Raw genomic sequence first — 13,050 nt, forward strand, 5'->3', positions numbered from 1 at the left:
TCCTTGCCCAAATACTCCCGCCGGAGGCACCTTGGGCCAGCCGCGGACGCTCCGCGGGGAGTATTTCTGCAAGGAGAAGACCAGGGGCTACGCCAGGGTCTTTTGCGGCGGCAGGCCGTCGGCGCGGGTTCGATGCCCGCGACGACGGCTCCCCCGCCGGCAGGAAGCCCGGATGGCAAAAGGCCCGGACCGAGGTCCGGGCCTTTCGGAAGGGCGGCGGGGGAAGGGCCCGCCTGCCCGCGTGGTCTCAGGCGTGATAGGCCGATTCGCCGTGCGAGGTCTGGTCGAGGCCGATGCGCTCGCTCTCGGTGTCGACCCGCAGGCCGACGATCAGATCGGCGATCTTGAAGGCCACGAAGGAGACGACGGCCGTCCAGATGATGGTCACGACGATGGCCTGGATCTGGATGATGGTCTGGCCGACGATCGAGTAGTCGTCGCCGTTCACCCCACCCAGCGTCGCCGCCGAGAAGATGCCGGTCCCGACGGCGCCGATGATGCCGCCAACGCCATGGATGCCGAACACGTCGAGGCTGTCGTCATAGCCCAGCGCGTTCTTCACGGTGGTCACGAAGAAGTAGCAGACCGCCGAGGCGACCGCGCCCAGCACGATGGCGCCCATCGGCCCGATGGTGCCGCAAGCCGGGGTGACGGCGACGAGGCCGGCGATCATCCCGGAGGCCGCACCGAGCATCGAGGCCTTGCCGCGGGCCAGCGCCTCGATCAGCGACCAGGCGAGCACGGCGGCGGCCGTGGCCACGAAGGTGTTGATCATGGCCAGCGTCGCACCGCCGTTCGCCTCGAGATTCGAGCCGACGTTGAAGCCGAACCAGCCGAACCACAGCATCGAGGCGCCGATCATGGTCATCACCATCGAGTGCGGCGCCATGTTGTCCTTGCCGAAGCCCAGCCGCTTGCCGACCATCATCGCGCCGATCAGCGCCGCCACACCGGCGTTGATATGCACCACGGTGCCGCCGGCGAAGTCGATGGCGCCCCAGTTGAAGATCAGGCCCGAGGCGTCCCACACCATGTGAGCGATCGGGAAATAGGCGAAGGTCACCCAGATCACGCTGAAGATCAGCACGGCCGAGAACTTTATCCGCTCGGCGAAGCCGCCGATGATCAGGGCCGGGGTCAGGGCCGCGAAGGTCATCTGGAAGCAGATGAACAGGTATTCCGGGATGACGAAGCCATCCGAGAAGGTCGCCGCCATGCTCTCCGTGGTCACGCCCGCCAGGAACAGTTTGCCGAAGCCTCCCCAGAATGGGCTGGTGCCGCCGCCGAAGGCGAAGGAATAGCCGTAGAGCACCCAGATCACCATGACCGTGCAGCCGATCAGCGTGGTCTGCATCAGCACCGAGAGCATGTTCTTGGACCGCACGAGACCGCCGTAGAACAGGGCGATTCCCGGCAGGATCATGAAGAACACGAGCACGGTGGACATCAGCATCCAGGCCACGTCACCCTTGTCCATCACGGGGGCCGCCGCCTCGGCGACCTCGGCGGCTGCGGTGGCGGCCTCGGTGGTCGCCTCCTGCGCCCAGAGGGGCAGCGCGGAACCCGCGACGAGCGCGGAAAGTCCCGAAAGTTTCGCCAGAGTCTTCATTTATTCTATCCCTCTCCCGTCCGCGTCAGAGCGCGTCGTCGTTGATTTCGCCCGTGCGCACGCGGACAGCGTGTTCGACATCAAGCACGAAGATCTTGCCGTCGCCGATCTTGTCGGTCTTGGCGGTGGCGCGGATCGTCTCCACCACGGGGTCGGCGAGGCTGTCGCTCACCACGATCTCGAGACGGACCTTCGGCACGAAATTCACGGCATATTCGGCGCCGCGGTAGATCTCGGTGTGGCCCGACTGCGAGCCGAACCCCTTGATTTCCGTGACCATCATGCCGCGCACGCCGATGGTGGTGAGCGCCTCGCGCACCTCCTCCAGCTTGAACGGCTTGATTGCTGCAATGATGAGTTTCACATCGTTCCCCTGTCTTACTCGGCCCTCGCCGGACCCCACGTCATCACAAGGCAAGGTTCGACCCCGACGCACAACAATCGGGCAGGAGAAAAGCGGGCGGACCCTTCGGTTGTTGCACATTTTTTGCACCGATTTGCGGGATCGCTTAAATTAAAAGCAGTATGATGAGTGGGATTAAACCGGGGCCCACTCCACATTCCCCACTGCTGCGGATAGAGTCGCGCGAATGACATCGCGAACAGGCGGGCAGGTCGGGCATGAGCGGCACAGGCAAGCGGCAGGCGCCGCTGGTGGCAGACAGGCGTTATTCTTCGGCGGGCTCCGGCGGCAGCCGTGGCAAGGCCGGCGGTTCGGGCGGCGGTTCTGGCGGCGGGCGTAGCGGCTCGGGGAGCGGCGGGGGCGGCAAGCCGCCGCGCCGGCCCACGCCGCGCCGGCCGGCCAAGCGGCGCAACCCCTTGGTGGCGCTGGTCCTGGGGCTCTTCACCCTGATCTGGCGTATCGTCTGGGGCATCGGCTGGCGTATCGGCCTTCTGGTGGCGCTGGCTCTGGGGGCCACGACCTTCTACTTCTCGGAGAAGCTGCCCGAGGTGACGGCGCTGCTCGACGCCCGGGCCAAGGGGTCGGTCACGCTGCTCGACCGCGACGGCAAGGTCTTCGCCTGGCGTGGCGAGACCTTCGGCGGGCAGATCACCTCGGATTCGGTGTCGCATTACCTGCGTGACGCGGTGGTGGCGACCGAGGACCGGCGATTCTACCGGCATTTCGGCGTCAGCCCGCGCGGCGTCGCCTCGGCGATCAAGATCAACCTCTCCGAAGGCCGCGGCCCGCTGGATGGCAACGGCGGCTCGACCATCACCCAGCAGGTGGCCAAGCTGCTGTGCCTCGGCACGGAATACGACCCGAAGGAGTGGAAGTCGGAGGCGGAATACGAGGCCGACTGCCGCAAGGGCGGCATCTGGCGCAAGATCAAGGAAGTGCCCTTCGCCATGGCGATGGAGGCCAAGTACACCAAGGCCGAGATCCTGACGATCTACTTCAACCGCGCCTATCTCGGCGCCGGGGCCCGCGGCTTCGAGGCGGCGGCGCAGCGCTATTTCGGCAAGTCGGCCAATGTGGTCACCCCGGCCGAGGCGGCGATGCTGGCAGGTCTGCTGAAGGCGCCGTCCTATTACGCGCCGACCGGCAACCTGCAGCGGGCGCGCGACCGGGCCAACGTGATCGTCGGGCTGATGGAGGAGCAGGGCTATCTGACCAAGGCCGAGGCCGACGAGGCCCGGCGCAACCCGGCGAAGCTCTCCGAGGCGGCGCAGAGCCGGTCGGGCGGGTTCTTCGCCGACTGGGTGATGGAATCGGGACCCTCCTTCCTGACCCGCGACACCACGGAAGACGTGATCATCCGCACCACGCTGGACCAGAAGCTGCAGAAGGCTGCCGAGACCGCGCTGGCCGATGTCTTCGACGCCAAGGTGAAGGAAGGCTCCGAGGCGCAGGCGGCGGTGGTGGTGATGTCGGCGGATGGCGCAGTGCGCGCCATGGTCGGCGGCCGCAAGATCGAGGCGGCGGGCTCGTTCAACCGCGCGACCCAGGCGCTGCGGCAGACCGGGTCGGCCTTCAAGCCGTTCATCTATGCGGCGGCGATGGATCTGGGCTACAGCCCGGCCGATTTCGTCGACGACAGCCCGCTGACCATCAACATCAAGGGCTCCGGCCCCTGGTCGCCCTCGAACTACGACCGCAAGTTCCGCGGGCTGGTGACGCTGACCGACGCGCTGAAACAGTCGCTGAACATCCCCGCCGTGCGGATCTCCGAAGCGGTGGGCAGCGACCTCGTGCGGCAGGTGGCGTCGAATTTCGGCATCCAGAGCGATCTGGCTGCCGGTCCGGCGCTGGCGCTCGGCGCCTCGGAGTCCACGCTCCTGGAGACCACCGGCGCCTATGCCGGCATCCTGAACGGCGGTTCGGCGGTGAAACCCTACGGGCTGGTGGAGCTGCGGCTGCAGGGCGACGACACGCCGCTGATCGGCCAGGAGGGCGGCATCGGCGAGCGGGTGATCTCGGAGGAGGCGGCCAAGCTCTTGACCTACATGATGACCGAGGTGATCAACTCCGGCACCGGCACCCGGGCGCGGCTGCCCGACCGCGAGGCGGCGGGCAAGACCGGCACGACGCAGGCGGCGCGCGACGCCTGGTTCGTCGGCTTCACCGCCGATTACGTGGCCGGGGTCTGGATGGGCTATGACGACAACAAGCCGCTGACCGGCGTCACCGGCGGCGGGCTGCCGGCCGAGATCTGGCGCGAGGTGATGATCCGGGTGAACGAGGGGCTGCCGGCCCGTCCGCTCGCCAAGATCATCCCCGAGCCGCGGCTGCCGCCGGCCTCGCAGGCCGATGTGAACACCCAGCCGGTGCCGCAGGGCTCGCAGGACTGGCAGGCGGCCCCGGTGCCGCAAGGCTCGCAGGATTGGCAGGCGGCGCCGGTCCCCGAGCAGGACATCGGCGAGCGCATCCTGAACGACGTGCTGGGCGTGTTCGGCGCCGGCAACTGAGGCCAAGCCCCGGAATGCGAAACGCCGCCCCGAGGGGCGGCGTCTTGCTGTCCGGTCGTCGCTTTCCTCAGCGGGCGGTCTTCAGCGCCTCGGTCAGTCCGGCGATGCTGCCGCGCTGGCGGTCCAGCATGGCCCCGATCTCGGTGCGTTCGGAAGCGAGCATGTTCACCCCCTCGATGATGATGTTGAAGAACATCGGCTTGCCGCCCTTGTCCGACACATGCCAGCGCAGCTCGAACGGGGCCTCGCCGCGCAGATAGGCGGTGGAGATCACCTCGACGCTGCTCTTCAGCGGCCGCGCGTCGGTGACCTTGATCTCGCCGCCGATGAACTCGCGGAAGCGGCTGCCGTATTTGCGGCTGATGTAGCCCTGGTAGGCCTTGGTGAAGGCCGCCATCTCGGCGCGGCTCGCCCCGCGGCCGGCGACGCCCAGCGCGGTGCGGGCAATGGCCGGCACATCGGCGTATTGCACAAACATCCGCTCGAAATCGCCGTACATCTGCTGCTCGGACCGGCCCGAGTTGATGATCCGGTTCACCTCATCGATGGCGCGCGTCACCAGATTGCGCGCGGTGTTCACGTCAAGCGCCTGCGCCGGCTGCCAGGGCAGCGCCAGCACGGCGGCCCCGGCGAGCAGGCCGAGCGTCACGGCGCGGCGGGTCAGCAGGGGCGGGGGGATCATGTCATTGGGCATAGGGGTCCTCGAAACTGTCGGCGGAGAGATCGGCCGCGTAGGGATCGACGAACCCCGCATCGGCATCCGTCGCGTAGGGGTCGATGAAGTCGTCCTCGACGCCACCGGTCTGGCCCAGCTCGAACCTGCGGTTCTGCAGGTAAAGCAGGCGGGTCTGCGCATAGCTATCAGCGCTTTCATAGAGAACGGAATCCAAAGTGTCGCGATAGCGGTCGCGTTCACCAAGCTTTGATCCCAGCTTCGCCGCGGTGGCGTAAGAGCGCTCGGGCGTCGGCAGCAGCAGCCGCACCGGGTTCAGCGCCAGATCGACGACACTGCCGACCAGATCGCGCTCGGTCGTCGGCCCGAAGAACGGCGCCTCGCCATAGACGCCTTCCGGGGCGCCCCAGACATGCATCGTCTCGCCGAAGTCGGTCTCCTTGCCGGGCAGGCCCATGGCGCTGGCCGGGTCGAACAGCCCGCCGATGCCGAGCACGCTGTTCACCGCGAAGCGCGCGGTGTTCTGCGCCGCAAAGCCGAGCCGCGCCTGCAGCAGGTTGTTCACCACATCGCCCGGCACATCGAGGTTGCCGGCGAAATTGCCGATCCCGCGCTGCACCGGCTGCGGCAGCACCGTGCCATATCCGCGCGCCGCCGGGCGCAGCAGCGCCCGGTCGACGCCGCGGTTGAAGTCATGCACCCGGCGGTTGGAGGCCTCGGCCGGATCGTTGATCCCGACCGGCGCCGGGGCCGGCCCGCAGGCGGTCAACGCGGCGAGACCGAGCAGTGCGACGGCCCAACGCGACCGGGAAAGCAAAATGGTGTTCAAGATCATCTTTCCAATATCCGCCCTTACAAATCGACAACCGCAGCCTGCACCGCAGGGAAACAGCAATCGCGCCATGAGGCAACGGTGCAATCGCGGCCGCGACAGGCGGGCGCCCGGTCCCCGACCCCGCTTTAACCCGATGGTATCGGAAAGGCGCCAGAAGGACCAGAGACCGGCAGAACGGGCGCAGGATGGACCGCAAGGACCGAGATCAGGGATACCGCGAACTGCGCCGGGCGCAGCGGCCCTCGCTCGGTCTCCTGCTCACGGTCTTCCTGTTCAGCACCTTCGTGAACCTGCTGATGCTCACGGGTCCGCTCTACATGCTGCAGGTCTACGACCGGGTGCTGACCAGCCGCTCGCAGGAGACGCTGCTGGCCTTGTCGCTGCTGACCGGTTTCCTCTTCCTCGCCATGGGGCTGCTGGACCAGGCGCGCGGCCGGATCCTGGCGCGGATCGGCGCGCGGCTGCAGGACGGTCTCGATCGCAGGGTGTTCGAGGCCGCGCTGCGCCGGCTGACGCTGGCCCCGGAGGACCCGGCGGCGCTTTCGGCGCAGCGCGACCTCGAGGCGGTGCAGCGGCTCTGGGCGGCGCCGGTGCTCAGCGCATTGTTCGACCTGCCCTGGACGCCGCTGTTCCTCGCCGCGATCTTCGCCTTCCATCCCTGGCTGGGCTGGCTCGCCCTCGGCGGCGGGGCGGCGCTGGTGCTGGCGACCCTGCTGCACCAGCGCCTGGCCGAGGCCCCGCTGCGCCGCGCCGCGCAGCTGGGGCTGGAGGCCGACCGGCTGGCCGACCGGCTGAAGGCCGAGGCCGAGCCGGTGCAGGCGCTGGGGCTGTCCGGGGCCGGCCATGACCGCTGGCGACGCGCCCGCAGCGCCGCGCTGCGCCAAAGCCTCGCCGCCGCCGACCTGACCGGCGGCTTCGGCGCGCTGTCGAAGACGCTGCGGCTGGTCCTGCAATCGGCGATGCTCGGCCTCGGGGCCCTGCTCGTGCTGCGGCAGGAGCTCGGGGCCGGGGCGATGATCGCCGGCTCCATCCTGATGGGCCGCGCCCTCGCCCCGGTGGAGCTGACGATCGGCCACTGGGCGGTGGTGCAGCGCGCCCGGACCGGCTGGCATCGGCTGGCCGCGTTGCTGGCCCGGCAACCGCACGACCCGCCGCGTAGCGCGCTGCCCCGCCCGCGCGCCCTGGTGGAGGCCCGCGACCTTTCCGTGGCGCCGCCCGGCGGGCCCCCGGTGCTGCACGGGCTCGGCTTCCGGCTGGAGCCGGGCCAGGCGCTGGGGGTGATCGGCCCCTCGGGCGCGGGAAAATCCGGCCTCGCCCGCGCCCTGACCGGAGTCTGGCCCCCGGTGGCCGGGCAGATCCGGCTGGGCGGCGCGCCGCTGGACCAGTACGACCCGGCGCTGCTGGGCGACTGGCTTGGCTACCTGCCGCAGCGGGTGACGCTGTTCGACGGCACGGTGGCCGAGAACATCGCCCGGCTGCAGTCCAATCCAGAGGGCGGCGCGGTGGTGGCGGCGGCGCGGAAGGCGGCGGCGCATGACATGATCCTCGCCCTGCCGCAGGGCTACGACACCCCGATTTCCGGTGACGGCACCCGGCTGTCCGGCGGCCAGATCCAGCGCATCGGCCTCGCCCGCGCCCTCTACGGCGACCCGGTGCTCCTGGTGCTGGACGAGCCGAACGCCCATCTCGACAGCGAGGGATCGCTGGCGCTGAACCGCGCGATCCGCGCGGTGAAGGCTTCGGGTGGCGCGGTCCTCATCATGGCGCATCGCCCCGCCGCCATCCAGGAATGCGACCTGCTGCTGGTGCTGGAGGAAGGCCGGCAGCGCGCCTTCGGCCCGCGCGACCAGGTGCTGCGCGACCGGGTGCGCAACCACGGCGACATCCTGCGCGCCGCCGGAGGTACGACGTGACCGACCCCTGGTCCAGCCGCGGGCCGGTCATCGCCGGTTTCGCCACGCTCCTGCTGCTCCTCCTCGGCTTCGGCGGCTGGGGCATCGCCGCTTCGATCTCCGGCGCCATCGTGGTGGCCGGCCGGGTCGAGGTGGCGCAGGCCCGCCAGATCGTCCAGCACCCCGAGGGCGGCGTGGTGCTGGCGATCCACGTCACCGAGGGCGAGGCGGTCGCGGCCGGCGCGCCGCTGCTGACGCTGGACGGGACACTGCTGCGCGCCGAACTCGCCACCGTCGAGGGCCAGCTCTGCGACCTCGCCCCGCCCGCCGCGCCCGGCTGAAGGCCGAAGCCGAGGGGGCCGACCGGATGACCTTCCCGGCAGCGCTGGCGGCCCGCCCCCAAGCGGCCGAGCAATGGCAGGGCCAGCGCCGGCTGTTCGAGGCCCGCCGCGCCGCGCTGGCCCGCGAGGTCGACCGGCTCTCCCGCCGCCGCGACCAGACCGCCAGGCAGATCGCCGGCATCAATGCCGAGGCCGAGGCGCTGGCCACGCAGCTCACGCTGATCCGGCGCGAGTTGGCCGACCAGCAGAGCCTGCTCGACCGCGGCCTCGCCCCCTCCGGCCGGGCGCTGGCGCTGCAGCGCGAGGCGGCGCGGCTCGGCGGTGAGCAGGGCAGGCTGGCCGCCGCCCGCGCCGAGGCCGCGAGCCGCGGCGCCGAGATTGCGGCCGAGATCCTCGGCCTGACCGCCACCCGCCGCGCGACGGCGTTGGCCGAGGCGCGCGACCTCGCCCCCCGCGCGCTGGAGCTGGAAGGGCGACGCGCGGCGCTGCGCGAGAGGATCGCCTGGCTCGACATCCGCGCCCCGGTCTCGGGCGTCGTGCTGGGGCTGCAGGTCACCACCCCCCGCGCCGTGCTCAAGCCCGCCGATCCGATGCTGTACCTGATCCCGCAGGACCGCCCCCTGGTGATCGCGGCGCAGGTGCCGCCGATCCACATCGACCAGCTGCATACCGGCCAGCCGGTGCGTCTGGTGTTCTCGGCCTTCTCCAGCCGCACCACGCCCGAACTCGCCGGCCATGTCACGGTGATTTCCGCCGACGCGCTCTCCGACCCGCGCACCCAGGCCTCCTACTACCGGGCCGAGATCGTGCTGGACGAGGGCGAGATCGGCAAGCTTGCCGACAAGGCGCTGGTCCCCGGCATGCCGGTGGAGGCCTTCATCAGGACCGCCGACCGCTCACCGCTGGCCTATCTCTTGAAGCCCTTCACCGACTACTTCACCCGCGCCTTCCGCGAAACCTGAGCCCCCTTGCCGCCCCCGGCGGAGGGGGCTAGCCTCCGCCCCAACTGAAGGAGGCCCCCATGTCGATCGAAACCCGCCTTGCCGAACTCGGCGTCACCCTGCCCGACGCCCCCGCCCCGGCGGCGAATTACGTTCCTTACGTGATCAGCGGCGATCTCGTCTTCGTCTCCGGCCAGATCAGCCAGGGCCCCGATGGCCAGATCAAGGGCAAGCTCGGCGCCGACATGGAGATCGCCGCCGGGGCCGAGGCCGCCAAGGCCTGCGCCATCAGCCTGCTCGCCCAAGTGCGCAAGGCCTGCGACGGCGACCTCTCGCGCCTCGTCCGCGTGGTCAAGCTGACCGGCTTCGTCAACTCCACCCCCGACTTCGGCGACCAGCCCAAGGTGATCAACGGCGCCTCCGATTTCCTCGTCGAGGTGCTGGGCGACGCCGGCCGCCACTCGCGCTCCGCCGTCTCCGCCGCGAGCCTGCCCTTCGGCGTCGCGGTCGAGATCGAAGGCATCTTCGAGATCCGCTGATGCGCATCCCCCTGCCCGCGGCTTTCCGCACCACGCCCATCGCCCACCGCGCGCTGCACGACCGCGCGGCGGGGCGGCCGGAAAACTCGCGCGCCGCGATCCGCGCGGCGATTGCCGCCGGCTACGGCATCGAGATCGACCTGCAGCGGTCGGCCGACGGGCAGGCGATGGTGTTCCACGACGACGATCTCGACCGGCTGACCGGGGCCAAGGGTCCGGTCGCCGCGCTGACGGCGGCGGAACTCGGCGCGACCCGGCTGCGCGACGCCGAAGACGGCATCCCCACCCTCTCCGAGGTGCTTGCGATCGTCGCGGGCCGCGTTCCGCTGCTGATCGAGCTGAAGGACCAGAGCGGCGACATGGGCAAGGCCGTGGGCCCGCTGGAGGCCGCGACCGCCGCGGCCCTCGTCGGCTATGACGGCCCGGTGGCGCTGATGTCCTTCAATCCGCACAGCATTGCCGAGATGGCCCGCCTCGCCCCGAACCTGCCGCGCGGCCTCGTCACCTGCGATTACGACCCCGCCGACTGGGCCCCGCTGCCGGCCGAAACCTGCGCCCGGCTGCGCGAGATCCCGGATTACGACCGGGTGAACGCCAGCTTCCTGTCGCATCAATGGCAGGATCTGGCCCGCCCGCGCGTCGGCGCGCTGCGCGATGCGGGCGCGGCGATCCTCTGCTGGACGGTCCGCTCGCCCGAGGCCGAGGCCGAGGCGCGGCGCATCGCGGAAAACATCACCTTCGAAGGCTACCTCGCCCCGTTCCCGGCTTGACCCCGGCGCGCGCCGCGCCACCATCCCCGCCGGACCCGGGCTTTCATCTTGGCTCAATTATCGTCGGGGGGTCCGGGGGGCAGACAGCCCCCCGGCCTTGCCCGTGCAAGAGGCGCGCCGCATGACAACCGAGATCGAGCTCACCGCGCTGAGCTCCCTGACAGAGATCGACGCCGCCGACTGGGATGCCGTCGCCTGCCCCGAGGCGGCGACCGGTCGGCCTGTCGATCCCTTCACCACCCATCGCTTCCTCGCGGCGCTCGACCGCTCGCAGTCCACCGGAGCCGGCACCGGCTGGCACCCGCGCCCGCTGATCGCCCGGGCCGCAGGCCGGGTCATCGCCGCCGCCCCGCTCTACGCCAAGGGCCACAGCCAGGGCGAGTACATCTTCGACCACAACTGGGCCCGCGCCTATGAACAGGCGGGCGGGCGCTATTACCCCAAGCTGCAGCTCGCCGTGCCCTTCACCCCCGCCACCGGGCGCCGCCTGCTGACCCTGCCGGGGCTGGAGGCGACGGGCCGCGCCGCGCTGCTGCAAGGCGCGCTCTCCATCGCCCAGCAGAACCACCTCTCCTCGCTGCACATCACCTTCTGCACCGAGGAAGAGGCCGAGGCGGGCGCCGAGATGGGTCTCCTGCACCGCGTCACCCAGCAGTTCCACTGGGAGAACCGCGGCTACGGCGACTTCGCCGATTTCCTCGCCGATCTCTCCTCACGCAAGCGAAAGACGATCCGCAAGGAGCGCGAGACGGCAGCGGCTTTCGGCGGCGAGATCCGCTGCCTGACCGGCGACCAGATCGAGACGCAGCACTGGGATGCCTTCTGGGAGTTCTATCAGGACACCGGCGCGCGCAAATGGGGCACGCCCTATCTCACCCGCCGCGCCTTCTCGGAGTTCCACGCGACGATGCGCGACGACATCCTGCTGGTGCTGGCCGAACGCGACGGCCAGCCGGTGGCCGGAGCGCTGAACTTCATCGGCCGCGACACGCTCTTCGGCCGCTACTGGGGCTGCACCGAGGAGCACCCCTGCCTGCATTTCGAGCTCTGCTACTATCAGGCGATCGACTGGGCCATCGCCAACGGCCTCTCCCGGGTCGAGGCCGGGGCGCAGGGCGAGCACAAGCTGGCCCGCGGCTATCTGCCGACCCCGGTGCATTCGCTGCACTGGCTGGCCGATCCGGGCCTGTCGGACGCGGTGGAGCGCTATCTCATGGCCGAACGCGAGGCGATCGACGAGGAGATCGAGGTGCTGACCGCCTACGGGCCCTTCCGCCGCACCACCTCCGAGGAGTGACGGGGTGACGGAACCCGCCCGGCATGGCATCCTGAGTAAAACGTCGGAGGACAGCATGGCACCGCTCACACTCTACACCAACCCGCAGTCGCGCGGCCGGATCGCCCGCTGGATGCTGGAGGAAACCGGCGCAACCTACGAGACGGTGGTGATCGATTTCGACGGCGACGCCCGGACGCCGGAGCTTCTGGCGCTGAACCCGATGGGCAAGGTGCCCACGCTGGTGCATGACGGCCGGGTCGTCACCGAATGCGCCGCGATCTGCGCCTATCTGGCCGACGCCTTCCCCGAGGCCGGGCTGCTGCCCGACGAGACCTCGGCCTATTACCGGTGGATGTTCTTCGCCGCTGGCCCGCTGGAGGCCGCGGTCACCGACAAGGCGCTCGGCGTCACCGTGCCGGCCGAGCACCGCGTCATGGTCGGCTACGGCGATTTCGACCGGATGGTGACGGCGCTGGAGACTGCGGTGGCTGGCCAGCCCTACATCGCCGGCGAGCGTTTCTCGGCCGCCGATGTCTATGTCGGCAGCCAGATCGGCTGGGGGCTGAGCTTTGGCACGCTGCCGGCGAGACCGGCGTTCACCGCTTACTGGGACCGGCTGAAGGACCGCCCCGCCCTCGCTCGCGCCAATGCCATGGACGACGCCCTGATGCAGAAAGCCCCCGTCCCGAAAGGATGACCCATGCCCGATCCGCTCGCCGATCCCGACGCCCTCGCTCCGCTCTTGGCCTGCGGCTGGAGCCATGACGGGAAGCGGGGGTCGATCTCCAAGACCTTCACCTTCCGCAACTTCATCGAGGCCTTCGGCTTCATGACCCACGCGGCGCTCTGGGCCGAGAAATGGGATCATCATCCCGAATGGCGCAATGTCTACAAGGTGGTGGAGGTCACGCTCACCACCCATGACGCGGGCGGGCTGACCGAGCGTGACCTCAGGCTCGCCCGCAAGATGGACAGCTTGGTCGCCTGACCGGGGGTCGCCCCCCGGCCGGGCTTTCGGCCTCAGATCGCTTCCAGCAGCGCCTCGCCGCCCGAGACGGTGCAGGCCCCGGGGCTGTCCTCGATCTGGATCACCCGGACCTCGCCATCCACCGCCTGCAGCGCATAGCGGTGCGACCGGCCGATCAGCCCGGCGGGCGGCGCGTCGAAGGACAGGCCCATCGCCTTGGTCATCGCGCCCTCGGCGTCGGCCAGCAGGGTGATCCCGGCGGCGGCGGCGCCGGTCGCCTCGCCCCAGGCCTTC

11 protein-coding genes and 2 pseudogenes are annotated in these 13,050 nt (G+C 70.1%); 8 read left to right on the forward strand and 5 right to left on the reverse strand.

All coding sequences use genetic code 11. The features are described 5' to 3' along the window. Positions 1 to 247: 247 nt before the first annotated feature. Entirely contained in the window at positions 248 to 1,609 is a 1,362-nt protein-coding gene (locus tag C5F48_RS09050; RefSeq protein ID WP_107663585.1) for an ammonium transporter, read from the reverse strand. A 25-nt stretch (positions 1,610 to 1,634) separates the two neighbouring features. Then, positions 1,635 to 1,973, reverse strand: coding sequence for a P-II family nitrogen regulator (locus tag C5F48_RS09055; RefSeq protein ID WP_107663586.1), 339 nt, complete (start codon positions 1,971 to 1,973; stop codon positions 1,635 to 1,637). Between the two features lie 257 nt (positions 1,974 to 2,230). On the opposite strand from C5F48_RS09055, the gene C5F48_RS09060 reads away from it, so the two are divergent. Continuing rightward, positions 2,231 to 4,519, forward strand: coding sequence for a transglycosylase domain-containing protein (locus C5F48_RS09060; RefSeq protein WP_107663587.1), 2,289 nt, complete (start codon positions 2,231 to 2,233; stop codon positions 4,517 to 4,519). A gap of 67 nt (positions 4,520 to 4,586) precedes the next feature. Here the strand turns inward: C5F48_RS09060 and C5F48_RS09065 are convergent, their stop codons facing one another. Continuing rightward, on the reverse strand, positions 4,587 to 5,213 hold the full coding sequence (locus C5F48_RS09065) for an MlaC/ttg2D family ABC transporter substrate-binding protein (RefSeq protein ID WP_107663588.1): 627 nt from the start codon (positions 5,211 to 5,213) through the stop codon (positions 4,587 to 4,589). Further along, the gene (locus tag C5F48_RS09070) at positions 5,203 to 6,027 is read right to left on the reverse strand and encodes an MlaA family lipoprotein (protein WP_107663589.1); all 825 of its coding nucleotides are present in this window, start codon (positions 6,025 to 6,027) and stop codon (positions 5,203 to 5,205) included. Before C5F48_RS09070 ends, C5F48_RS09065 begins: the two co-directional genes overlap by 11 nt. A gap of 185 nt (positions 6,028 to 6,212) precedes the next feature. Between C5F48_RS09070 and C5F48_RS09075 the strand changes: the two genes are divergently transcribed. From C5F48_RS09075 to C5F48_RS09105, 7 genes and pseudogenes are all read left to right on the forward strand, one after another. Then, complete coding sequence (locus C5F48_RS09075; RefSeq protein WP_107663590.1) at positions 6,213 to 7,940, forward strand: type I secretion system permease/ATPase; 1,728 nt, start codon at positions 6,213 to 6,215, stop codon at positions 7,938 to 7,940. Further along, positions 7,937 to 9,222 (forward strand): annotated as a pseudogene (locus C5F48_RS09080) (HlyD family type I secretion periplasmic adaptor subunit). The gene C5F48_RS09075 and the pseudogene C5F48_RS09080 overlap by 4 nt, the downstream one beginning before the upstream one ends. 59 nt (positions 9,223 to 9,281) lie before the next feature. After that, positions 9,282 to 9,740: a RidA family protein gene (locus C5F48_RS09085; protein WP_107663591.1), complete on the forward strand. Its 459-nt coding sequence runs from the start codon at positions 9,282 to 9,284 to the stop codon at positions 9,738 to 9,740. Beyond that, entirely contained in the window at positions 9,740 to 10,510 is a 771-nt protein-coding gene (locus tag C5F48_RS09090; RefSeq protein ID WP_107663592.1) for a glycerophosphodiester phosphodiesterase family protein, read from the forward strand. The genes C5F48_RS09085 and C5F48_RS09090 overlap by 1 nt, the downstream gene beginning before the upstream one ends. A gap of 121 nt (positions 10,511 to 10,631) precedes the next feature. After that, on the forward strand, positions 10,632 to 11,807 hold the full coding sequence (locus C5F48_RS09095) for a GNAT family N-acetyltransferase (protein ID WP_107663593.1): 1,176 nt from the start codon (positions 10,632 to 10,634) through the stop codon (positions 11,805 to 11,807). 55 nt (positions 11,808 to 11,862) lie between these two features. Continuing rightward, on the forward strand, positions 11,863 to 12,486 hold the full coding sequence (locus C5F48_RS09100; RefSeq protein WP_107663594.1) for a glutathione S-transferase family protein: 624 nt from the start codon (positions 11,863 to 11,865) through the stop codon (positions 12,484 to 12,486). Between the two features lie 3 nt (positions 12,487 to 12,489). Further along, entirely contained in the window at positions 12,490 to 12,777 is a 288-nt protein-coding gene (locus C5F48_RS09105) for a 4a-hydroxytetrahydrobiopterin dehydratase (protein ID WP_107663595.1), read from the forward strand. A 32-nt stretch (positions 12,778 to 12,809) separates the two neighbouring features. Here the strand turns inward: C5F48_RS09105 and C5F48_RS09110 are convergent. Further along, positions 12,810 to 13,050 (reverse strand): annotated as a pseudogene (locus C5F48_RS09110) (peroxiredoxin); the annotation flags it as partial.

The sequence above is a fragment of the Cereibacter changlensis JA139 genome (assembly GCF_003034985.1).
Classification (GTDB): domain Bacteria; phylum Pseudomonadota; class Alphaproteobacteria; order Rhodobacterales; family Rhodobacteraceae; genus Cereibacter; species Cereibacter changlensis.